Raw genomic sequence first — 21,237 nt, forward strand, 5'->3', positions numbered from 1 at the left:
GGATTCTCCATGGGCCCCAGCATTCTCAGTGCGCGCAACCTTAGCAAAGTGGTCCCCAGCGCGGAAGGCGACCTGACCATCCTGCACGAACTCTCGCTGGAATTGAAACAAGGCGACAGCCTGGCCATCGTCGGCGCCTCGGGCTCGGGCAAATCGACCCTGCTCGGCCTGCTGGCCGGCCTCGACCTGCCTAGCGCAGGCTCCGTGACCCTGGCCGGCCACGACCTCGGTCCGCTCGATGAAGACCAGCGCGCACGGGTGCGGGCCGAGCATGTCGGCTTCGTGTTCCAGTCGTTCCAGTTGCTCGACAGCCTCAACGCCCTGGAGAACGTCATGCTGCCGCTGGAGCTGGACGGTCGCCGCGATGCCCGCGAGCACGCCCGCAGCCTGCTCGAACGGGTCGGCCTGGGCCAGCGCCTGAGCCACTCGCCGCGCCAGTTGTCCGGTGGCGAGCAGCAACGGGTGGCCATCGCCCGCGCCTTTGCCGCCGAGCCTGCGGTGCTGTTTGCCGACGAGCCGACCGGCAACCTCGACAGCCACACCGGCGAGCGCATCAGCGACCTGTTGTTCGAACTGAACAAGGAGCGCGGCACCACCCTGGTACTGGTCACCCATGACGAACGCCTGGCCCAGCGCTGCCGTCGCCTGATCCGCCTGGACGCCGGCCACCTGGTCGCGCCGCTGGAGCCCTGATGAAACGCCTGCCGTTGTTCCCCCTGGCCCTGCGCCAGTTGCTGCGCGACGCCCGCGCCGGCGAGTTGCGCGTGCTGTTCTTCGCCCTGCTGGTGGCGGTGGCGGCCAGTACCGCGATCGGCTACTTCGGCGCCCGCCTCAATGGCGCCATGCTGCTGCGCGCCACCGAATTCCTCGGCGCCGACCTGGTGCTGCAGGGCAGCTCGCCGGCCGCCCCCGAGCAGATCAGCCGCGGCACCGCCCTGGGCCTGCAGCATGCCCAGGTGGTCGAGTTCTCCAGCGTGATCGCCACCGACAACGGCATCCAGCTGTCGAGCATCAAGGCGGCCAACGACCGTTATCCGCTGCGCGGTGAGCTGCGCAGCGCCGCCGAACCCTATGCCAGCGAAACCGCCGGTGGCGGCCCGGCACCGGGCGAGGCCTGGGTCGAGCCACGGCTGCTGGCAGCGCTGGAGCTGAAGATCGGCGACAGCATCGATGTCGGCATGAAAACCCTGCGCATGAGCCGGGTACTGACCTACGAGCCCGACCGCGCCGGCAACTTCTATAGCCTGACCCCACGGGTACTGATCAACCTTGCCGACCTTGAGGCCACCGGGGTGGTGCAACCGGGTAGCCGGGTCAGCTACCGCGAACTCTGGCGCGGCGAGCCCGAAGCCCTGGCCAGCTACCGTGACGCGGTGAGTAAAAACCTTGCCGCCAACCAGCGCCTGCAGGATTCGCGCGATGGCAACCAGCAAATCGGCGGCGCCCTGGGCAAGGCCGAACGCTACCTGAACATGGCCAGCCTGGTGGCAGTGCTGCTCGCTGGTGTCGCCGTGGCCCTGTCGGCCAGCCGCTTCGCTACCCGCCGTTTCGATGCCAGCGCCCTGCTGCGCTGCCTGGGCCTGTCGCGGCGCCAGGCGCTGAGCCTGTTCTGCCTGCAACTGGCGATTCTTGGCAGCATCGCTGCGCTGTGTGGCGCGGCGCTCGGCTGGCTGGCCCAACTGGGCCTGTTCCAGTTGCTGCAGGGGTTGATGCCGGCGCAGATCCCACCTGGCGGCATCGGCCCGGCCCTGGCCGGGATTGCCACCGGCCTGGTGGCCCTGGCCGGTTTCGCCCTGCCGCCGCTGGCCGCCCTGGGCCGGGTGCCGCCGCTGCGGGTATTGCGCCGCGACCTGCTGCCGGTACCGGCCAGCAGCTGGCTGGTGTATGGCGCCGCACTGTTCGCCCTCGGGCTGATCATGTGGCGGCTGAGCCTCGACCTGCTGCTGACCTTCGCCCTGCTCGGCGGTGGCCTGGTGGCCGCCTTGCTGCTGGGCGGCCTGCTGTTGCTCGGCCTGCGCAGCCTGCGCCGCCTGCTCGCCGGCAGCCCGCTGGCCTGGCGCCTGGGCCTTGGCCAGTTGCTGCGCCATCCGCTGGCGGCGGCCGGGCAATCGCTGGCCTTCGGCCTGATCCTGCTGGCCATGGCGCTGATTGCCCTGCTGCGCGCCGAGCTGCTCGACACCTGGCAGAACCAGCTGCCCAAGGACGCCCCCAACTACTTCGCCCTGAACATCCTGCCCGACGACAAGAACAGCTTCGCCCAGCGCCTGAGCGAGTTCTCCGCCGAAGCCGCGCCGCTGTACCCGGTCATCCCCGGACGCCTGACCGCAATCAACGGCGAGCCGGTGCAACAGATCGTCAGCAAGGAATCCACCGGCGACCGCGCGGTGCAGCGCGACCTGAGCCTGACCTGGGCTGCCGACCTGCCCCAGGGCAACACCCTGAGCGAAGGCCAGTGGTGGCAGGCCCAACCGCCGGCCGATGCCCTGCCCGGCGTCTCGGTGGAAGCCGAACTGGCCCTGAGCCTCAAGCTCAAACTCGGTGACCAGCTGACCTTCAGCATCGGCGGCCTGCAACGCCAGGTGCAGGTGAGCAGCCTGCGCACGGTCAACTGGGACAGTTTCCAGCCCAACTTCTACATGATCTTCCAGCCTCAGACCCTGCAGGACCTGCCGACCACCTACCTCACCAGCTTCTACCTGGCCCCCGGGCATGACCAGCAGGTGGTAGCGCTGTCGCGGGCGTTCCCGGCGGTGACCATCCTTCAGGTCGATGCGTTGCTGGAACAACTGCGCAGCATCCTCGCCCAGGTCACCCTGGCGGTGGAGTACGTGCTGTTGTTCGTGCTGGCGGCGGGCCTGGCGGTGCTGTTCGCCGGTTTGCAGGCGACCCTCGACGAGCGTATTCGCCAGGGCGCCCTGCTGCGCGCCCTGGGCGCCGGGCGCGGTTTGCTGGTCAAGGCCCGACGCATCGAGTTTGGCTTGCTCGGGGCGGCCAGCGGCCTGCTGGCGGCGATTGGCTGCGAGCTGATCACCCTGGTGCTGTACCGCTACGCCTTCGACCTGCACTGGAGCCCGCACCCATGGCTGCTGTTGCTGCCGGTCCTCGGCGCCCTGCTGGTCGGCGGTGCCGGGGTCTACGGCACGCGCCGGGCGCTCAATGCCAGCCCGCTGGCGGTACTGCGCGAGGGCTGATCAGGGTTTGACGTAGTCGATGGCGTTGACCCACCAGCACATCTCGCCGGAAGGGGTCTGGACGATGACTTCATCGCCGACCTCTTTTTTCAGCAAGGCGCGGGCCATGGGCGAGTCGATCGAGATGTAGTCCATGCGCCCGTAGATCTCGTCGTAGCCAACGATGCGAAAGCGCTTGCTCTCGCCCTCCTCGTTCTCGATTTCGACCCAGGCGCCGAAAAACACCCGGCCTTCCTGCTCTGGCGAATAGTCGACCACGCGCATGTCTTCCAGGCGTTTGCGCAGGTAGCGCACGCGGCGGTCGATCTCGCGCAAGAGCTTCTTGTTGTACTGGTAATCGGCGTTCTCGCTGCGATCGCCCAGCGACGCTGCCCAGGTGACTTTCTGGGTGACATCGGGGCGCTTGACCCGCCACAGATGGTCCAGCTCCTGTTTGAGCGCTTCGTGACCTTCCTTCGTGATGATTTGCGTACTCAACAAAAATTCTCGCTTCCAGGCTGACTGAGTGGCTTGCAGGGCCTGATCATCAACCCTGTCGAAGCACGGCGCAACTGCACGTGACTTGTGCCTGTCGGTTCCAGTCCCAAGAGTGAAACCGCAGACAACCACAACAATACGGTCTGACCCGCATGCACGCCCAACGCACCGCCTTGCACAACGAGTTGCACGCCCGCCCGTCGCTGTATTTCGATGAGCCCGCGCATGTTTTCCACCTGGCGTTTCTCGGCGCCGATGCCGACTGCAATACCCTGTTGCAACGTTGCTGCCCGGGCGCCTTCGAGCCCGATGCCGCCCAGGGCATCACCACGCTGGACGGCCATCCGTTCAAATGGGAGCGCCATTCCGAGTTCTTCACCCTGACGCTGGTGGTGCCCGCCGCCAGCGCCGAGCTGCACTGGAGTACCCTGCCGGCGGCTCTGGCTGCAGGTGTGGAGCCCTACCGTGAGCAGATGATCAACTCGGTGCAGGTGCTGGTACGCGATGAACACGACCTCGACCTCAGCCGTTACGGTTTCAAGGACCCCAGCGGCTCGTGCGTGGGCGGCGGCGATGCCGTGGTGTGGAGCGATTTTCGCCTGACCGCCGATGGCACCAACCGCTTCCTGTTCATCAACCGCAGGCTCAATGCTTACCGCCAGGGGCGCATGATCCGCCGCCTGCTGGAGATCGAGACCTACCGGATGATGGCGTCATTGTCGCTGACCGCCGCCAAGGCCCTGGGCCCGCAACTGGACGCCTATGACCGTAAACTGGTGAGCCTGTCGGAGCGTAACGTCAGCAGCGACGGCGGCAACGCCAAGGCGCTGCTGGCCGATATCGCCCAGTTGTCGCGCCAGGTGGTCGGCAGCACGGTCAAGCACCGCCACCGCTTCAGCGCCACCCAGGCCTATGCGCAACTGGTGTTCGAACGCCTGGGCGAACTGCGCGAGAGCCATGTCGGCGATTGCCAGCGCCTGGGGGTGTTCATCGAGCGGCGCTTCAAGCCCACCGTGCGTTACTGCGCGGCCAGCGAGCAGCGTCTGGAGCACCTGGCCGAAAGCGTCGCCAACCTCGGCGACCTGTTGCAGGCGCGGGTGCAGGTGGAGATGGAAGAACAGAATGCCGAGATCCTGCGCAGCCTCAACGCCCGCGCCGACACCCAGATCAAGATCCAGCGGGCAGTCGAAGGCCTGTCGATCATCGCCATCAGCTACTACCTGCTGAGCCTGTTCAAGCTCTTTTATGCCGGCCTGCACACCCTCGGCGCACAGATCACTGCCCGCGAAGCGCTGCTGGGCATGGCGCCGGTGGTGATATTGACCCTGCTGGTGATTTTGCTACGGATCAGGAAAGCCAAGGCGCATTGACGCCCGGGCCCGGGCTGTTCAGGCCCGGGTGATCAAACCCTGGCGGGCGACGCGGGTCAGGTGGCCGATAACTTCGGCAGCGTCGTCGGCGCTGGGCGACTGGATCACGGCGAGATCGAAACGGTCGTTGGCAAACTGGCCAAGGGAATCACGGCTGTCGGCGAACTGGATAAGGAAGGCAGTGTTGCGGCTGTTGCGACGCGGCCAGCCGTCAAGGTAGCGCAGGAGGGTTGGCTGATGGCTGCCGCCCAAAAGAATACGCGGTGTGCGCGTGCCTTGGCTGGCGGGCAACGGGGTCAGGCAAACACTGGAACGTGGACAACTCATGGGGTTAGATCTCCGCCTCGCAAAACCCGCTGGGCTGCGGTGGGAGGCGTCACCGAACCAGCGTTTTAGCGGTATTTGGTGAAACCCCCGAAGAGGTAACCCTGCGCCCCGCAAGTAGCTGTTTAAATCGGCGCAAGTCAGCATCCTAGAGGCGCTGCGGGTGGAATGTCAACGGCCCTGGGACTAAAAAACCCCGGAATTTCGACAAGCCGCGCTCAGCAAGAGCGAAGCGAATTGTGCTCCTGATCTTGATCTGCTCTTGATCTTGATCCACCGGCCCCGTTAACCAGAAGGGCCGAGTGTAGGTGTTGCGAAGGGGCGAGTGCGCAGCACCTTCGGCGATAGCCGAAGTTGCGAAACGTAGAGTTGCTTGCAACTCGTAGTTCGCAATGCCCCGTAGCGACACCGGAGCGAGGGGACCCGAAGCGCAGCGCAGGGCCCCTGATGGGGCAAGAATTTTTGCTTACTTTTTTTTCGACTGAAAAAAGTAAGGCGCCGTAAGGGCGCAAAGGTGACTCAGCATCCCCGCCCCATCCGGACCCTTAATGAGCCATTCCAAACACCCCATTACTAACGCCCATTACCTTTCCCCCCTTTGGGCTCCAGCGAAGCCCGCTCCCGATCAAACGCCAGGAAGTACTTGTTGACACTGTTCACATAGCTCACCGGCCCCATGCCCACCTGCTCCATGGCAATGCGCTCGGTCTGGAAAAACCACTGATTACCATTGAGCCCCCGCCGCCGGGCCTCGGCGCGCATCGCCTGAACCCGCTCCGGCCCCAGGTTGTAGGCCGCCAGAGTGAAGGCCATGCGCTCACGCTCGTTGAGCTGGTTACTGGCAAAGAACTTGCGCCGGATCAGCGCCATATAGCGGGCGCTGGCCTGAACATTGCCATCGACATTGGAAATATTGCTCACCCCGACCCGCTGGGCGGCACTGGGAGTGATCTGCATCAGCCCATGAGCGCCACCGGCGCCGCGCGCGCTGGGGTCCAGGGCCGACTCCTTGAAGGCCACCGCCGCCAGGTTCAGCCAATCGATGTTCTGAGCGCTGGCATGGCGCTGCAGCACCGGGCGCAAGGCCTCCAGGCGCTTGCGGTCGCTACGCGCCAACGGGTTGTGCACCCGGTACAGGCGCCGGTAGATCCGCTCGAACGCTGCGTCCTGGTTGGCCGGCGCCTTGTAGCCCTGCAAAAAACGATCGACGCTGGCGTGCAGCATCACCGCATCCCGGCGCACGTACCAGCGCATGGCCTCGGGGCTGGCCAGGTGCAGTTTGCGCTCGACCCGCAGCTTGGGCATGACCTTGGCCCAGCGTTCGGCAATTGGCTGCTCGACCACGGTCAGGTGAAAGATCCCGGCCTGGACCATCTCCAGCACGTCTTCCACGGCCAGCGTCGGGTCGACCCACTCAACCTTGATCGGCGCAAGCTTACGCAGGGCCAGTTTCTGATTGATCTCGTGCAGGGTGTCGCCGGCCGCGCTGGAGCTGGTCAGCGCCAGGGTACGCCCGGACAACTGCTCGACGCGCTGGACGCTGCGCTCGCCCTTGCGCCCGACCAGCACCAGCGGCACCTTGTCGACTACCGGGTCGCTGGCGCTGAGACCGCGGGTAGAGGTCGGGTCGACCAGCTCGCCAGGCGCCACCAGGTCGGCTTCGCCGCGCTGCAAGGCGGCCAGCAACTGGTCTTTGGCGCGAGGGATGATCTTCAGGCGGATTTCCTCGCCATCACGGGCGCGGGCATTGAGGTAATGCTCGAACGCGCGCAGGCGGTGATACTCGACCCCCACCGGCTCGCCCTTGACTTCGCCGGAGCTGTTGCGGCTCTGGTTGACCAGCACCTTCAGTACCCGGCTGCTGCGGATTTGCGCAAGGTCGCGCGCCGGGGTCTTGGGTACCGCCTGTTGCGGCCCGGCCAGACGCGCGCTGGCCGGCCCGGCAGGCAGCAGCGAGAAGCTCAGCACGATCAACAAAAACAGCGCTCGGGTCATCCGTTGCGAGGTCCGCGCGTGTGGGGTTGGCGCCATAGTTTGCAGTCGTTCCATGACAATTGACCGCAAAAGACCACGACAACTCGTTGAAGTTCTTGGCTTTATCGATTTCGGTCGAGCTTTGTTATGCTGGCCGGCTTCCGGCCTGAGGTAGCACCATGCAACTCATCGACATCGGCGTCAATCTGACCAACCCAAGTTTTGCCGACAAACACCAGGCAATTCTCGAACGCGCCCTGGCCGCCGGGGTGGTGCAGATGATGGTCACCGGCACCAGCCTTGAGGGCAGCGAACAGGCCCTGGAGCTGTGCCAGCAACTCGATGAAAGCGCCCAGCACCTGTTCAGCACCGCAGGCGTGCACCCCCATGACGCCAGCAGCTGGAGCAGTGCCAGTAGCCGTCAGTTACGGGCCTTGCTTGAGCAGCCGCGGGTGCAGGCCGTGGGTGAATGCGGGCTGGATTTCAACCGCGATTTTTCGCCGCGCCCGCAGCAGGAAAAGGCCCTGGAAGAGCAACTGGCCCTGGCGGTCGAGTTGCAGATGCCGGTGTTCCTCCACGAGCGCGACGCCAGCGAACGCCTGCTGGCGATCCTCAAGGACTTTCGCGACCGCCTGCCGGCAGCGGTAGTGCACTGCTTTACCGGCGAGCGCGCAGCGTTGTTCGGCTACCTGGACCTGGACCTGCACATCGGCATCACCGGCTGGATCTGCGACGAGCGCCGCGGCACCCACCTGCACCCACTGGTCAGCAGCATCCCCCAAGGCCGCCTGATGCTCGAAAGCGATGCGCCCTACCTGCTGCCGCGCAGCCTGCGGCCCAAACCGAAAAGCGGGCGCAACGAACCGGCGTTCCTCACCGAAGTACTGCGTGAAGTGGCCCTGCACCGTGGCGAAAGCGTCGAGCAACTGGCCGCCCACAGCACCGCCACGGCACGGGCCTTCTTTAACCTGCCCGCGATTATTTGACGCATATCAAGACGTCTTGATGATCGAGTCGGCACAATGATGGCACCTTGCCAACAATGTTTCCGCTCAATCAGAGAAGACCTACCATGGGTGCCTGGCTTAGCAATATCTCCCTGAAATACAAGTTCTGGGCCGTGAACGCGGTCGCCTTTGTCACCACGTTGTTTCTGGTGCTGTATGCCGTGCACCTGGAACAACAGGCGCGGGCCCAGACCGCCCAAAGCAAAGCTGAAGCCGAGGCGCAGTTGCTGGCCGCCTGGCCTGCCGGGCAAACTTTGCCGAGCAACGCCCTGTGGCTGACCTACAGCCCCGGCCAGGCGCCACAATTCGAAGGGCAAAGCCTCGATGCGCTGGCCACGGCCCAAGGCTGGGTCGAACTCGAAGGCTTGCCGTTGCTGGGTGAGAACCCTTTGACCGGCGCCCAGGTGATCAGCCGCGGTGACCAGCAGATTGCCGTGCTCGCCCCCTCCCCCAGCCTGATCCAGGTGTTCACCGACCGCTTCACCAACTACGCCGTGTGCGTACTGATCCTGATGCTGGCGATGCTCTGTGCCTCGCAATTGTTGATCCGCTTTCTGCTCAGCCAGCTCAACACCCTCAAGGACGTGATGCTGCACGTGGAAAAAACCGGCGACCTGTCGGCCCGCGTGCCGCTGGCTTGCGGCGATGAAGTCGGACAGATGGCCAGCGCCTTCAACGCCATGCAAACCACCTACCACCGGGTGGTCAACACCGTCGCGCGCACCGCCGCGCAGCTGGATTCCGGCGCCGCGCGCCTGGCCGCGAGCATGAACGATGTGCGCCACGGCATGCTCGGCCAACAGAGCGAAACCGACCAGGCCGCCACCGCCATCAACGAAATGACTGCCACGGTCTACCACATTGCCCAGCACGCCGGTGCCACCCGCGACCTGTCGCAGAGCGCCGACTCCCTGGCCGGCAGTGGCCAGGAGGTGGTCAGCCGGGTGCAGACCTCGATTGCCGGGCTGTCCAGCGGCGTGCAGCAGACCGCCGAGATGATTCGCCAACTGGCCGACGACAGCCAGAAGATCAACGGCGTGGTCGGGGTGATCCACAGCATTGCCGAGCAGACCAACCTGCTGGCCCTCAACGCTGCCATCGAGGCCGCCCGTGCCGGTGACCTGGGCCGCGGCTTTGCCGTGGTCGCCGACGAGGTGCGCAACCTGGCCAAGCGCGTACAGGCCTCCACCGACGAAATCACCACCATGGTCTCGGCACTGCAGGCCGGTACCCGCGACGCCGTGGACTTCATGCAGGAAAGCTCGTTCAAGGCTGACGACTGCGTGCAGCAGGCCCAGGAAGCCGGCGCTGCCCTGGCGGAAATCACCAGCGCGGTGGCACAGATGCGCGAAAGCAACACGCAAATTGCCGTGGCCGCCGAGCAGCAAAGCCAGGTGGCCGAAGAAATGAACCGGGCAGTGGTAAGCATCCGCGATGTGACCGAAGAGACCGTACAGCAGACTGTCGACTCGGCCACCACCAGCAGCGAGCTGGCGACCCTGGCCGGTGAGCTGAACAAGGCCATCGGTCAGCTCAAGCTATAGGCGTCATAGCCGCCATCGATTGGCCCCTTCACCGGGGCCGCACTATTCTTCAGGCAAGACCCTGAGGAACATTTCCATGAGCAAACGCCTGCCCAACCTGCCCGCCTGGCAATGGCGTGGCTACCACCACAACCACCGCAACCCGACCAACCTGGTGCTGCACCTGATTGCCGTGCCGCTGTTCATCCTCGGCGTGCTGCTAGTGCTGTCCGGTTTGTTCTCGCTGGACCTGGGGCAACTGGCGGTGGGCATCATCGCCCTGATCGCCGGGCTCGGCCTGCAACGCCAGGGGCATCGCCTGGAGGCCCAGCAACCCGAGCCGTTCGCCAACCGCCAGGACGCCATCGGCCGCCTGCTGGTGGAGCAGTTCATCACCTTCCCGCGCTTTGTGCTCAGCGGTGCCTGGTGGCGCGCCTGGCGCGACCGCCACCGGCATTGAGTGGCGTCAGCCGAACACTGTTACGGTCTGGCGGCTGAGCGCCAGCAACTCGCCCTTGTCGCTCCACAGCACAGCCGCCGCATGCCCGTAACCATCGCGGGCATGTTCGGTTTCGACGTGATAGCGGCACCAGTCCAGGGTGGTCAGGCTCGCCACCGGCTGGATGAACTCGATGGTCCAGGTCAGGGTGCTGCCAGCCGCCGGCTTGTTCAGGTGTGACAGCAAGGTCGGCGGCCAGGCATCGACCAGCGCCAGCAAGTGCGCCTCGCTGATCGGCTCTTCCCGTTCGCTGTCGCGAAAACGCACCCAGCCGCCCATGTCGCGGGACTTGTTGTTGCTGAACGGAATGCCGCCGATGGCCCAGCGCAGCGACACATGGCGCATGAACTCGGGGGTCACGCCCTTGATGTACGGCAACTCCGTGCTCGACTGCTCGAGCGGCTTCATGTCTACCGCCGGCAAGGCCGGAACATCGATAAGCGAATCGCGGCCGCTGCCAAAGCTGCCCTGCATCAGGGTAACCACCTGGCCGTTCTGCACGGCGCGGCCCAGCAGCGAACTGACCGCCTTGCCTTCGCGCAGCAGTTCCACTTCAAAACTGATCGGCATTTGCGGCTCGGCCGGGCCGACAAAGGTGATGGCCAGGGAACGCACCGGGCGCCCCGGCGAGGTCTTGGCCAGCATGGCCTCATACAGCAAGGCCGCCATCAGCCCGCCGAAACAGGCGCGGCCCTGGGCCCAGCTGGAATCAATAACTACCGACTGGGGATGCTGGCGGACCGCCGTGAGCAATTGTGAGAAGTTCATGCCGACCTCAGCGATCAGGAAAAAACTGATCTTAACCAGCCAGCAAGCGGTCTACAGCACGCATTTCGGCCATTTCAGCGGGCTATCGCTGCGCAAGCTGCGCCTGCAGGCGTTCGAGGGTGGCGTCGGCGCCTTGTTCGGCTTTGGCCAACTGCGCTTGCCAATGGCTGACGCACGGCGCCAGATCGCGTTGCTGCTCGGCCTGCAGCAGCCACTGCAACAGGTCGTGCCAACTGCCCAGGTCACTCTGGGCACGCTTGAGAGCCTTTTGCAGGCGCGAGTTGGAGTGCTGCAGTTGCGGGTAGGCTTCAGCCGCGTAGCGCACCCGTTTGATCAGCAGGCGCAGACGATGGCGGTCGTGGGCCGGGTCGTCGAGGGCCTGACGCAGTTGCTTCCACTGTTTTACCAGGCGTTTGTCGATGCGCTGTTGCAGCCGGCGGATCAAGCCCTGGCGCTGGGCGGCGCGCAGGAACACCGGGAAGGCGTCGATGATCGCCAGCAGGCGCGCCAGTTCGGCACTGGCGGCAACGCTGGCGAAGGTTTGCCGGCGCTGGGCCAGGCGTGCCTGCGCCGCGGCCACTTGCTGGCGCTCAAGCAGCTGCGCGGCCAGTACCTCACGGTCACGCAACGGCGTCGTCAAGCTGCCCAGGGCCTTGGCCGCACCTTCCAGCTGATCGACACCGGGCAGTGCCCGTAACGGTCGCAACACACTGCGCAAGCGCCGCACGCCGATGCGCAGGTCGTGCAGCGCCTCGCTGTCGGTATCGGCAACCAGGCGCGCCTGGCAGGCCAAAAGGCGCACCTGCAGGCTCAGCACCTGGGCAATGACGTGGTCGAGCATGGCCGACGACATGGTCTACTCCTGTATCAGCGCCCGGCGCGAGATTCACGAATGTAGAAGCGAGCCTTCTCGGCCTTCTTGCTGCAGCCCTCGAACGCTTCGAACTGCTGCTGGGTCTTGGCCCCGGTCAACAACGACAGGGCTTTTGAATAACTGACAGTACCGGCGAAACCTTCGGCCTTGGCCAGGTCGAGCTCCTTCCAGGCCGAGTCCAGCTGATTGGCGCAGCTGTCGCGGTAGGCTGTCTTGCCAGCGCAACCGGTCAGAACCAGGGCAATCAGGGGCAGGCAAATCCAGGCTTTCATCGGCAATACCTCAAAAGAAAAAGTTCAGGGTGGCGACTTCGACGGTAAACAGCGAGAAAAGTGCCCTGTTCAGCGTAGCCCAGTGCCAGTGACGATTGAAGCACAGACACAATTGGGCGCATTGTTAGACCATGGAAGCAGAACACCGGGGAAGCATCATGAAAAAACGCGTCGCACTGGTTCTGGGTTCGGGCGGGGCCCGGGGCTATGCACACATCGGCGTGATCGAGGAAATCGAACGCCGTGGCTATGACATCGCCTGTATCGCCGGCTGCTCCATGGGCGCGGTGATTGGCGGAATTTATGCCGCCGGCAAGCTCGATGAATACCGCAACTGGATTGAAAGCCTGGACTACCTCGACGTCCTGCGCCTGGTGGACGTGAGCTTTCGCCTGGGGGCGATCCGTGGCGAGAAAGTCTTCGGCCAGATCCGCAAGATCGTCGGCGAGATCAACATCGAAGACCTGCGCATCCCCTACACGGCAGTGGCCACCGACCTTACCAACCAGCAGGAAATCTGGTTTCAGGAAGGCTGCCTGCACCAGGCCATGCGCGCCTCGGCGGCGATCCCCAGCCTGTTCACGCCCGTGGTGCAAGGCAATCGCATGCTGGTCGACGGCGGCATCCTCAACCCCTTGCCGATCATCCCGGTGGTGTCCAGCCACTGCGACCTGATCATCGCCGTGAACCTCAACTCGACCAACCAGAAGCAGTACCAGTTGCCAGTGATCGAACGCCCGGCGGCGTTCAAGCTGCGCTTTGACAACCTGATCAATTCGCTGGGTTCGCACTTGCCGTTCCGGCGCAAACCGGCCGAACAACTGATGCGTATCGAGCAGGGCCTGCAACCGGAGGCGGCGCAAATCCCCAACCCCTGGCTCAGCGATGCTGCCGACCCCGAAGCCCAGCAACCGGCGGCAGCGCCAGAAATTGAAGGCGCGCCGAAATCGGCGACCGGTTCGTTCATCATCGACAACGTCGGGCCGGCGTCATTGCTGGACTTGATCAACCAGAGTTTCGAGGTGATGCAAACGTCGCTTGCGCAGTACAAGATTGCCGGCTACCCGCCGGATGTACTGATCAACGTGCCCAAGCGCGTGTGCCGGTTTTTCGAGTTCTACAAGGCGCCGGAACTGATCGCCCTGGGGCGGGAGATTGCCCGGGACACGCTGGATAACTATGAAGCGGAGCGGCGTTGATGACTAACAGCATCGCGGGGCAAGCCCGCTCCTACACTTGCTGTGGGAGCGGGCTTGCCCCTACTCCGGTCCGATCAGCCTGTACCCCACCCCGGGCTCAGTCACGATGAACCGCGGCGCCGTCGGGTCATCGCCAAGCTTCTGGCGCACATGGGCGACGACGATGCGCAGGTAATGGCTGTCGTCGACATGAGTCGGCCCCCAGATGTCCTTGAGCAGTTGCTGCTGGGTAATCACCCGCCCGGGATGGCTGGCGAGCTGCGCCAGCAGTGCATATTCCTTGCGCGTCAGCGCCACCTCGACGCCGTCCAGGGTCACCTTGCGAAACGCCAGGTCGACGGTCAACGGCCCGAAGCTCAGCGCCGAGGCGCTGGCTGATGCCTGCGGCGCCTGGCGCAGCAAGGCGCGTACGCGAGCGAGGAATTCCTGAATGCCAAAGGGCTTGGTGACGTAGTCGTTGGCGCCGTTGTCCAGGGCTTCGACCTTCTGGACTTCACTGGCACGCACCGACAGCACCAGCACCGGCACCGCGCTCCACTCGCGCAATTCACGCAGCACCTGCTGGCCGTCCATGTCCGGCAGGCCCAGGTCAAGCACCACCAGGTCCGGGCGCGCCAGTGCCGCCTGGGTCAGGCCCTCGGCGCCGCTGCCGGCTTCCACTACCTTATAGCCCTGGGAGCTCAGGCTGATACGCAGGAATTTACGGATTTGCGGTTCGTCATCGATGACCAGCAGGGTCGCGCTCTGGCTCATGGGGCTTCGCTTTCAGGCTCGGGTTGGGTCGGCAGCGGCAAGCATAGAGTGATGCAGGTGCCCTTGCCATCGATACCGTCAGCGACGCGGATGTGCCCACCGTGGGCGCCGATCATGCCCTGGCAGATCGCCAGGCCCAGCCCCGTGCCCTGCCCGCCCCGGTCACCACGCGCGGCGGTGTAGAACATGTCGAAAATCCGCTCGCGGTCGGCTTCGGGAATGCCCGGGCCTTCATCACTGACGGCACAGCACAGCAACTCGCCGTCGACGCTGACCTGCAGATCAAGCCGGCCAGCCGCCGGCGAAAAGCGCGCGGCGTTCTCCAGCACATTGATCAGCGCCTGCTCGATCAACGCCGCGTGCACGAACAACAGCGGCAGGTCGGCCGGCACTTCGGTGCGCAGCTGCAACGGCGCCAGCACCACCCGCAGGCGGTTCAGGGCGCTGCCGACGATGTCGCTGGGCGCCACCCAGTCGCGCGCAAGCTTGAGGCCGCCATGGCCCAGGCGGGTCATGTCGAGCAAGTTCTGGATATAGCGATCCAGGCGCTCGGCTTCATTGCGGGTGCCTTCAAGCAGTTCCTGGCGGTCGGCCTTGGGGATCGCCTCGCCGAGGGCCAGCAGGCTGTCGATGCTGCCGCGCATAGCGGTCAGCGGCGTGCGCAGGTCGTGGGACACCGAGGCCAGCAAGGCGCTGCGCAGTTGCTCGGTTTCGCCGTGCAAACGCGCCGATTCCAGCTGCTCGGCCAAGCGCGCCCGCGCCAGGGCCTGGGCCAGCGGCTGGCTCAGGGCCTTGAGCAGGCGCCGATGCTGAGCGGTGAGTTGCTCGCCCTTGTGCGGGCGCACGCCGAGCAGCGCCAGACGCGCATCGTCCACCGACAGCGGCCACCACCACCAACGACCGTTAGGCAGGGTATCGCTGCCCAGACCCGCCGCCTGGTCGTGCTGCCAGGCCCAGTCGGCGGCGGCACGCTCGTTGTCGCTGAACTGCAGGTTGCCGCCGCTGGCCACCTGCAGATGGCCTTCGGCGTCGCGCTCGAGCAGGCACACCTGCAGGTCCTGCCAGCCATCCAGGTGCTGGCCGGCGGCGGTGAATACCGCCTGGCGATCGGTGGCAGCGGTGAGCTTGCGCGACAGGTCGAGCAACTGGCTGGTCTGCTCCTGGGTTTCGCGCAAAGCCTGCAATTGCCGGCGCTGGCGCGCCGCCAGGTTGCCGGTAAGCGCCGCCATCAACAGGAAGAACAGCGAGGTCAGTACGTCTTCTTCACGCTGGATGCTGAAGGAGAAATTCGGCGGGATGAACAGAAAGTCATAGGCCAGAAACGACATCACTGCACAGGCCAATGCCGGGCCCAGGCTGCTGCGCACCGCCACCAGCAACACCGCCGCGAGGAACACCAGCGAAATGTTCGGCAGCGCCAGCACGCTGGCCACCGCCCAGGCCAGGCCGGTGGCCAGGACCGTGGCGGCGAAGGCCAACAGGTAATGACGCCAGACCCAGACCTTTTTCGCCGCTGCACTGGGCGGCTCGGGCTGAGTGTCGCGGTCGAGCACGTTGATTTCCAGGCCGTGGGCATCGCGCAGCAAGCGCGTCGCCACGCCAGCGCCGAACAACCGCCGGCGCAGGCGATCGCGCGACTGGCCGACCAGCACCAGGCTGGCCCGGCGTTCCAGGGCATGCTGGATCAGGGTCTTGGCCACCTCGCCGGCGCGCAGCAGCACCACTTCGCCGCCCAGCCGTTCGGCCAGTTGCTGGGCCGCCTGCAAGCGCTGGCGAGCGGTTTCGTCACGTAGCCGGCCGTTGTCGACGTGCACCAGGGTCCACGGCAGATGACGCCGCTGCGCCACCCGGCTGGCGTGACGCACCAGGCGTTCGGCCTGGGCATCGCCATCGACGCCAACCAGCAAACGCCCGCGCAAGGCCGGCGCATCCTGGCCAAGCTGGCGGTAACCGTGGGCCAGGTCGGCATCGACCTGGGCCGCAGCGGTTTGCATGGCCAGCTCGCGCAAGGCGGTAAGGTTGGTCTGGGTGAAGAATGCATCGATCGCCGCCCGTGCCTGCTCCGGCACGTAGACCTTGCCCTCGCGCAGGCGCTCGAGCAGTTCGCGCGGCGGCAGGTCGATCAGCACCAGTTCGAAGGCTTCCTGCAGCACCCAGTCGGGCAGGGTTTCGCGCACCTGCACACCGGTAATGCCACGCACCTGGTCGTTGAGGCTTTCCAGGTGCTGGACGTTGACCGTGGTGTAGACGTCGATGCCGGCGGCCAACAGTTCCTGGACATCCTGCCAGCGCTTGGCATGGCGGCTGCCGGGGGCGTTGCTGTGGGCCAGCTCGTCGACCAGCACCAGTTGCGGACGGGCCTTGAGCAGGCCGTCGAGGTCCATTTCTTCCAGCAGCATGCCGCGGTATTCGCTGCGTAGCAGCGGCTGCTGGGGCAAGCCGCCGAGCAGCGCCTCGGTCTCGGCGCGGCCATGGGTTTCGACCACCGCCGCCAGCAACGCCACGCCTTGGCGCAGCTGGGCATGGGCGGCCTGGAGCATGGCGTAGGTCTTGCCTACCCCCGGTGCCGCACCCAGAAATACCTTGAGCCGGCCGCGCCCTTCGCGCGGCAGCCCGGCCAACAACGCATCAGCGCGTTCGGAATTGCTCATGCTCACTGCCTGTCCTTATTTCGACGCCGGCGACAGCTGCTCAAGGGTGCTGTTCAGGGCCAGTACATTGACCACCGGCGGGCCGATCAAGGGGTGCAGGGTGGACTGCTCGACCAGTACTTGCAAGGCCTCGGGGGCAACCTTGCGCGCCGCCGCCACCCGCGGCAGCTGGTAAGCCACCGCCGCCGGCGACAGGTGCGGGTCCAGGCCGCTGCCGGAGGTGGTCAGCAAGGCCAGCGGCACCGGCCCCTGCGCTTCGATATACAACTGCGCGGCGCTGCTCTTGACCCGCTCGGCCAGCGCCGGGTTGCTCGGCGCCAGGTTGCTGGCGCTGCTCGATACCGTGGCGTAGTCACCGGCCGAGGGCCGCGACTGGAACCAGGCGTCACCCTCGAAGCGTTGCGCGATCAACTGCGAGCCACGCACCTGGCCCTGGCCGTCGCGCAGCAGGCTGCCATTGGCCTGCTCGGGGAAGGCCAGCTGGGCCACCCCGGTGACCACCAGCGGGTACACCGCGCCGGTGATCAATGTCATCAACAGGATCAGGCTCAGGGCCGGACGAATAGGGTTAGTCATGGTCATCTCCTTGGTTCAGACCAGCTTCAGGGCGGTGAGCAACAGGTCGATCAGCTTGATCCCGGCGAACGGCACGATCAGCCCGCCCAGGCCATAGATCAGCAGGTTGCGACGCAGCAGGTGGGCGGCGCTGGCCGCCTGTACCCGCACCCCGCGCAGGGCCAGGGGGATCAGCACGACGATGATCAGGGCGTTGAAGATGATCGCCGAGAGGATCGCGCTTTGCGGGCTGCTCAGGTGCATCAGGTTGAGCACGCCCAGTTGCGGGTAGATCGCCGCGAACAGCGCCGGAAGAATGGCGAAGTACTTGGCCACGTCGTTGGCAATCGAGAAGGTGGTCAGCGCGCCGCGGGTCACCAGCAGCTCCTTGCCGACCTGGACCACATCCAGCAGCTTGGTCGGGTCGCTGTCGAGGTCGACCATGTTGGCCGCCTCGCGCGCGGCCTGGGTGCCGTCGTTCATGGCCATGCCGACATCGGCCTGGGCCAGCGCCGGGGCGTCGTTGGCGCCGTCGCCGCACATCGCCACCAGGCGGCCGTCGTTCTGTTCCTGGCGAATGCGCGCCAGTTTCTTCTCCGGGGTGGCTTCGGCGAGCACGTCATCGACCCCGGCTTCGGCGGCAATCGCGGCGGCGGTCAGCGGGTTGTCACCGGTGACCATCACCGTGCGAATACCCAGCTTGCGCAATTCGGCAAAGCGCTCGCGGATGCCCGGCTTGACCACGTCCTTGAGGTGAATCACCCCCAGCAGGCGCTTGTCGGCGCAGACCAGCAAGGGCGTGCCGCCGCTCTGGGCGATCTTGTCCACTTCGCGGGCCAAGGGCGCGGGCATTTCCAGGCGCTGCATGGCGACGAAGGCCAGCACCGAGTCCACCGCGCCCTTGCGGTAGCGACGCTGCTGGTAGTCGATGCCGGACAGCCGGGTTTCGGCGCTGAAGGCTACAGGCGTGAACTGTTCGGCGTTGGGTTCGTTGAAGTCATGCAACTGGCGCAGGTATTCGACAATCGATTTACCTTCGGCGGTGTCGTCGGCCAGCGACGCCAGCAAGGCGCCCTCGCCAAGCTCGCGGGCGGTGACGCCGGGCGCAGCATGCAGGGCGCTGCAGCGGCGGTTGCCGAAGGTGATGGTGCCGGTCTTGTCGAGCATCAGCACATGCACGTCGCCTGCCGCTTCTACCGCACGACCGGAACGGGCGATGACGTTAAGGCGTACCAGGCGATCCATGCCGGCGATGCCGATGGCCGACAGCAGGCCGCCGATGGTGGTCGGGATCAGCGTGACCAGCAGCGCCACCAGGAACACCAGGGGGATGCTGCCACCGGCGAAATGGGCAAACGGCTGCAGGGTCACCACAACCACCAGGAAGATCAGGGTCAGGCCGATCAGCAGAATATCCAGGGCGATTTCGTTGGGGGTCTTCTGCCGCTTGGCGCCTTCGACCAGGGCGATCATGCGGTCCAGGGTCGACTCGCCGGGGTTGCTGGTGATGCTGATCAGCAGCCAGTCGGAGACCAACCGGGTGTTGCCGGTCACCGCCGAACGATCACCGCCGGACTCGCGGATCACCGGCGCAGACTCACCGGTAATCGCCGCCTCGTTGACCGCGGCGATACCTTCGAGCACCTCGCCGTCGCCAGGGATCATCTCCCCGGCCGAGACCTTGACCACATCGCCCTTGCGCAGGCTGGTGGCCGGGACAATCTCGAAGCTGCCCGAGGCCGTCCGGCGGCGGGCACTGAGGCCCTGGCTGCCGGCCTTGAGGCTGTCGGCGCGGGCCTTGCCGCGGCCCTCGGCGAGGGCTTCGGCGAAGTTGGCAAACAGCACCGTGAACCACAGCCACAGGGCGATCTGCACCGCCACGGCGGTCGGCACGCGGCTGTCGGGCACGAAGCACAGCAAGGTGGTGAAGATTGCGGTCAGTTCCACCACCAGCATCACCGGCGAGCGCTTGAGCTGGCGCGGGTCGAGCTTGACGAAGGCCTGCACCAGCGCCGGGCGCCACAGGGCGGCAAAGGTAGTGCGCGCAGCCTCGGGGGCCTGCGCCTTTACTTCAGGAATCGGCATGTTCATCAGTTGTTCCTCACAAGCCCAGGCTCAGGTATTCGGTCACCGGCCCCAGGGCCAGGGCCGGCAGGAAGGTCAGGCCACCAACCAGCAGGATGGTCACCACCAGCAAGGTGACGAACAGCGGGCCGTGGGTCGGGAAGCTGTTCTGCCCCACCGGTGCGGATTTTTTCAGTGCCAGGCTGCCAGCCAGGGCCAGCACCGGCAGGATGTAGCCGAAGCGGCCAATCAGCATGCCCAGGCCGATCATCAGGTTGTGGAAGGTGGTGTTGGCACCCAGGCCAGCAAAGGCCGAACCGTTGTTGGCGCTGGCCGAGGTGTAGGCGTACAGCAACTGGCTGAAGCCGTGGGCACCGGGATTGCTGATCGCCGCCGCAGGGCCGGGCAAACTGGCCGCCAGGGCGCCGAGCACCAGCACGCCGACCGGCATTACCAGCAGGGTCGCCACCAGCAACTGCACTTCCCGCGCCTGCAGTTTCTTGCCCAGGTATTCCGGGGTGCGGCCGATCATCAGGCCGGCGAGGAACACCGCGATCAGCACGTTGAGCAGCATGCCGTAGAGCCCGGCGCCGACGCCGCCGAAGATCACCTCGCCGACCATCATGTTGACCAGCGCGACCATGCCGCTGAGCGGGTTGAGGCTGTCGTGCATGTTGTTCACCGAGCCGTTGGAAGCGGCGGTGGTGGTCACCGTCCAGAGCACGCTGGCGGTGGTGCCGAAACGGCTTTCCTTGCCTTCGAGCGGCGCGGTCTGTTCAACCAGCGGGCTGCTCAGGTTCGGGTTGGCCTGGTACTCGCTCCACAGCGCGGTGCCGCCGCCGATCAGGAACAGCGCGAGCATGCCGGCGATGATCGCCCGGCTCTGGCGCATGTCCTTGACGTAATGGCCGAAGGTGAACACCAGGGCCACCGGAATGAGAATGATCGAGGCCACCTCGAACAGGTTGCTCCAGGCCGTCGGGTTCTCGAACGGGTGCGCCGAGTTGACGCCGAAAAAGCCACCGCCGTTGGTGCCCAGTTGCTTGATCGCGATCTGGCTGGCAGCCGGGCCCAGCGGGATGGTCTGGTCGGCGCCTTGCAGGGTCAGGGCATGAACATAATCGGCGAAGGTCTGCGGCACGCCCTGCCACACCAGCAGCAAGGCCAGCACCAGGCACAGCGGCAGCAGGCCGTAGAGCGTGGCGCGGGTCATGTCGACCCAGAGGTTGCCCAGGGTCTGTGCCGAACGGCGGGCGATACCACGGCACAAGGCAACCAGCACGGCGAGGCCGGTGGCGGCGCTGACGAAGTTCTGCACGGTCAGGCCGAGCATCTGGCTCAGGTAACTGACCGAGGCTTCGCCGCTATAGGACTGCCAGTTGGTGTTGGTGACGAAGCTCACGGCGGTATTGAACGCCAGCGACCACTCCTGCCCCGCCAGGTGCTGCGGGTTGAGCGGCAGGTAGCCCTGTAACAGCAGTACGGCAAACACCAGCACAAAGCCTGCGAGGTTGAAGGCCAGCAAGGCCAGGGTGTACTGCTGCCAGCTCTGCTCCTTGCTGGCATCGACCCCGGCGAGCCGGTAGCAGCCACGCTCGACCGGCCCCAGCAGCGGCGACAGCCAGGTGCGCTGGCCCTCCATCACCTTGAAATAGAAACGCCCGAGCAAGGGTGCCGGGAGCAGTACCAGCGCAAAGAACGCCAGCAGCAACGCGTAATCGTAACTGTGCATGGTC

Annotated in this window: 18 protein-coding genes; 7 read left to right on the top strand and 11 right to left on the bottom strand. The window is 65.6% G+C overall.

The genetic code is table 11. From position 1 onward, the window contains the following. The first annotated feature begins 9 nt into the window (after window positions 1-9). Both LOY37_RS17865 and LOY37_RS17870 read left to right on the top strand, forming a co-directional pair. Window positions 10-693 carry an ABC transporter ATP-binding protein gene (locus tag LOY37_RS17865; protein WP_045194762.1) on the top strand — a complete coding sequence of 228 codons (684 nt, stop codon included), beginning with the start codon at window positions 10-12 and terminating at the stop codon, window positions 691-693. Further along, window positions 693-3,191 (top strand): ABC transporter permease, encoded by a 2,499-nt coding sequence (locus LOY37_RS17870; protein ID WP_045194764.1) that lies wholly within the window; start codon window positions 693-695, stop codon window positions 3,189-3,191. The genes LOY37_RS17865 and LOY37_RS17870 overlap by 1 nt, the downstream gene beginning before the upstream one ends. On the opposite strand, the gene greB is transcribed toward LOY37_RS17870, so the two are convergent. Beyond that, on the bottom strand, window positions 3,192-3,668 hold the full coding sequence (gene greB / locus LOY37_RS17875; RefSeq protein ID WP_258607515.1) for a transcription elongation factor GreB: 477 nt from the start codon (window positions 3,666-3,668) through the stop codon (window positions 3,192-3,194). A 152-nt stretch (window positions 3,669-3,820) separates the two neighbouring features. On the opposite strand from greB, the gene LOY37_RS17880 reads away from it, so the two are divergent. Beyond that, complete coding sequence (locus tag LOY37_RS17880) at window positions 3,821-5,038, top strand: DUF3422 domain-containing protein (protein WP_258715430.1); 1,218 nt, start codon at window positions 3,821-3,823, stop codon at window positions 5,036-5,038. A gap of 18 nt (window positions 5,039-5,056) precedes the next feature. On the opposite strand, the gene LOY37_RS17885 is transcribed toward LOY37_RS17880, so the two are convergent. Together LOY37_RS17885 and LOY37_RS17890 are read right to left on the bottom strand one after the other, a co-directional pair. Next, a complete protein-coding gene (locus tag LOY37_RS17885; protein ID WP_045194777.1) occupies window positions 5,057-5,365 on the bottom strand; it encodes a hypothetical protein in 309 nt (102 codons plus the stop codon). A 570-nt stretch (window positions 5,366-5,935) separates the two neighbouring features. Then, the gene (locus LOY37_RS17890) at window positions 5,936-7,357 is read right to left on the bottom strand and encodes a transglycosylase SLT domain-containing protein (protein ID WP_258717208.1); all 1,422 of its coding nucleotides are present in this window, start codon (window positions 7,355-7,357) and stop codon (window positions 5,936-5,938) included. Between the two features lie 158 nt (window positions 7,358-7,515). Between LOY37_RS17890 and LOY37_RS17895 the strand changes: the two genes are divergently transcribed. The 3 genes from LOY37_RS17895 (at window position 7,516) to LOY37_RS17905 (ending at window position 10,326) form a co-directional block, all read left to right on the top strand. After that, window positions 7,516-8,322: a TatD family hydrolase gene (locus LOY37_RS17895; RefSeq protein ID WP_045194781.1), complete on the top strand. Its 807-nt coding sequence runs from the start codon at window positions 7,516-7,518 to the stop codon at window positions 8,320-8,322. A gap of 86 nt (window positions 8,323-8,408) precedes the next feature. Then, window positions 8,409-9,887 (top strand): methyl-accepting chemotaxis protein, encoded by a 1,479-nt coding sequence (locus LOY37_RS17900; RefSeq protein WP_258715431.1) that lies wholly within the window; start codon window positions 8,409-8,411, stop codon window positions 9,885-9,887. A gap of 76 nt (window positions 9,888-9,963) precedes the next feature. Continuing rightward, window positions 9,964-10,326 carry an Mpo1-like protein gene (locus LOY37_RS17905; RefSeq protein WP_045194785.1) on the top strand — a complete coding sequence of 121 codons (363 nt, stop codon included), beginning with the start codon at window positions 9,964-9,966 and terminating at the stop codon, window positions 10,324-10,326. A gap of 6 nt (window positions 10,327-10,332) precedes the next feature. On the opposite strand, the gene LOY37_RS17910 is transcribed toward LOY37_RS17905, so the two are convergent. From LOY37_RS17910 to LOY37_RS17920, 3 genes are all read right to left on the bottom strand, one after another. Continuing rightward, window positions 10,333-11,133: an acyl-CoA thioesterase II gene (locus LOY37_RS17910; protein WP_258715432.1), complete on the bottom strand. Its 801-nt coding sequence runs from the start codon at window positions 11,131-11,133 to the stop codon at window positions 10,333-10,335. Between the two features lie 82 nt (window positions 11,134-11,215). Continuing rightward, window positions 11,216-11,986, bottom strand: a complete 771-nt coding sequence (locus LOY37_RS17915) for a CHAD domain-containing protein (RefSeq protein ID WP_258715433.1) — start codon at window positions 11,984-11,986, stop codon at window positions 11,216-11,218. A gap of 14 nt (window positions 11,987-12,000) precedes the next feature. Beyond that, complete coding sequence (locus tag LOY37_RS17920; protein ID WP_028941416.1) at window positions 12,001-12,279, bottom strand: hypothetical protein; 279 nt, start codon at window positions 12,277-12,279, stop codon at window positions 12,001-12,003. 158 nt (window positions 12,280-12,437) lie between these two features. On the opposite strand from LOY37_RS17920, the gene LOY37_RS17925 reads away from it, so the two are divergent. After that, window positions 12,438-13,478, top strand: coding sequence for a patatin-like phospholipase family protein (locus LOY37_RS17925; protein ID WP_045194791.1), 1,041 nt, complete (start codon window positions 12,438-12,440; stop codon window positions 13,476-13,478). 60 nt (window positions 13,479-13,538) lie between these two features. Here LOY37_RS17925 and LOY37_RS17930 read toward each other — a convergent pair whose 3' ends face one another. The 5 genes from LOY37_RS17930 to kdpA are packed head-to-tail and all read right to left on the bottom strand — an operon-like array spanning window position 13,539 to window position 21,233. Further along, on the bottom strand, window positions 13,539-14,231 hold the full coding sequence (locus LOY37_RS17930; protein ID WP_213603759.1) for a response regulator: 693 nt from the start codon (window positions 14,229-14,231) through the stop codon (window positions 13,539-13,541). Further along, window positions 14,228-16,882, bottom strand: coding sequence for a sensor histidine kinase KdpD (locus LOY37_RS17935; RefSeq protein WP_258715434.1), 2,655 nt, complete (start codon window positions 16,880-16,882; stop codon window positions 14,228-14,230). The genes LOY37_RS17930 and LOY37_RS17935 overlap by 4 nt, the downstream gene beginning before the upstream one ends. A 15-nt stretch (window positions 16,883-16,897) precedes the next feature. Next, window positions 16,898-17,458 (bottom strand): potassium-transporting ATPase subunit KdpC, encoded by a 561-nt coding sequence (gene kdpC, locus LOY37_RS17940; RefSeq protein WP_258715435.1) that lies wholly within the window; start codon window positions 17,456-17,458, stop codon window positions 16,898-16,900. A gap of 15 nt (window positions 17,459-17,473) precedes the next feature. Further along, window positions 17,474-19,528, bottom strand: a complete 2,055-nt coding sequence (kdpB, locus tag LOY37_RS17945) for a potassium-transporting ATPase subunit KdpB (protein ID WP_258715436.1) — start codon at window positions 19,526-19,528, stop codon at window positions 17,474-17,476. A 10-nt stretch (window positions 19,529-19,538) separates the two neighbouring features. Beyond that, window positions 19,539-21,233 carry a potassium-transporting ATPase subunit KdpA gene (gene kdpA / locus LOY37_RS17950; RefSeq protein ID WP_258715437.1) on the bottom strand — a complete coding sequence of 565 codons (1,695 nt, stop codon included), beginning with the start codon at window positions 21,231-21,233 and terminating at the stop codon, window positions 19,539-19,541. Window positions 21,234-21,237: the final 4 nt, after the last annotated feature.

Source organism: Pseudomonas sp. B21-012 (assembly GCF_024749305.1).
In the GTDB taxonomy this organism is placed as follows: Bacteria; Pseudomonadota; Gammaproteobacteria; order Pseudomonadales; family Pseudomonadaceae; genus Aquipseudomonas.

Excerpts from the sequence above, each read along its gene's own strand:
- LOY37_RS17865 (WP_045194762.1), top strand. The coding sequence starts at position 10 with ATGGGCCCCAGCATTCTCAGTGCGCGCAACCTTAGCAAAGTGGTCCCC.
- LOY37_RS17870 (WP_045194764.1), top strand. The coding sequence starts at position 693 with ATGAAACGCCTGCCGTTGTTCCCCCTGGCCCTGCGCCAGTTGCTGCGC.
- LOY37_RS17880 (WP_258715430.1), top strand. The coding sequence starts at position 3,821 with ATGCACGCCCAACGCACCGCCTTGCACAACGAGTTGCACGCCCGCCCG.
- LOY37_RS17885 (WP_045194777.1), bottom strand. The coding sequence starts at position 5,365 with ATGAGTTGTCCACGTTCCAGTGTTTGCCTGACCCCGTTGCCCGCCAGC.
- LOY37_RS17890 (WP_258717208.1), bottom strand. The coding sequence starts at position 7,357 with ATGACCCGAGCGCTGTTTTTGTTGATCGTGCTGAGCTTCTCGCTGCTG.
- LOY37_RS17895 (WP_045194781.1), top strand. The coding sequence starts at position 7,516 with ATGCAACTCATCGACATCGGCGTCAATCTGACCAACCCAAGTTTTGCC.
- LOY37_RS17900 (WP_258715431.1), top strand. The coding sequence starts at position 8,409 with ATGGGTGCCTGGCTTAGCAATATCTCCCTGAAATACAAGTTCTGGGCC.
- LOY37_RS17905 (WP_045194785.1), top strand. The coding sequence starts at position 9,964 with ATGAGCAAACGCCTGCCCAACCTGCCCGCCTGGCAATGGCGTGGCTAC.
- LOY37_RS17910 (WP_258715432.1), bottom strand. The coding sequence starts at position 11,133 with ATGAACTTCTCACAATTGCTCACGGCGGTCCGCCAGCATCCCCAGTCG.
- LOY37_RS17915 (WP_258715433.1), bottom strand. The coding sequence starts at position 11,986 with ATGTCGTCGGCCATGCTCGACCACGTCATTGCCCAGGTGCTGAGCCTG.
- LOY37_RS17920 (WP_028941416.1), bottom strand. The coding sequence starts at position 12,279 with ATGAAAGCCTGGATTTGCCTGCCCCTGATTGCCCTGGTTCTGACCGGT.
- LOY37_RS17925 (WP_045194791.1), top strand. The coding sequence starts at position 12,438 with ATGAAAAAACGCGTCGCACTGGTTCTGGGTTCGGGCGGGGCCCGGGGC.
- LOY37_RS17930 (WP_213603759.1), bottom strand. The coding sequence starts at position 14,231 with ATGAGCCAGAGCGCGACCCTGCTGGTCATCGATGACGAACCGCAAATC.
- LOY37_RS17935 (WP_258715434.1), bottom strand. The coding sequence starts at position 16,882 with ATGAGCAATTCCGAACGCGCTGATGCGTTGTTGGCCGGGCTGCCGCGC.
- kdpC (WP_258715435.1), bottom strand. The coding sequence starts at position 17,458 with ATGACTAACCCTATTCGTCCGGCCCTGAGCCTGATCCTGTTGATGACA.
- kdpB (WP_258715436.1), bottom strand. The coding sequence starts at position 19,528 with ATGAACATGCCGATTCCTGAAGTAAAGGCGCAGGCCCCCGAGGCTGCG.
- kdpA (WP_258715437.1), bottom strand. The coding sequence starts at position 21,233 with ATGCACAGTTACGATTACGCGTTGCTGCTGGCGTTCTTTGCGCTGGTA.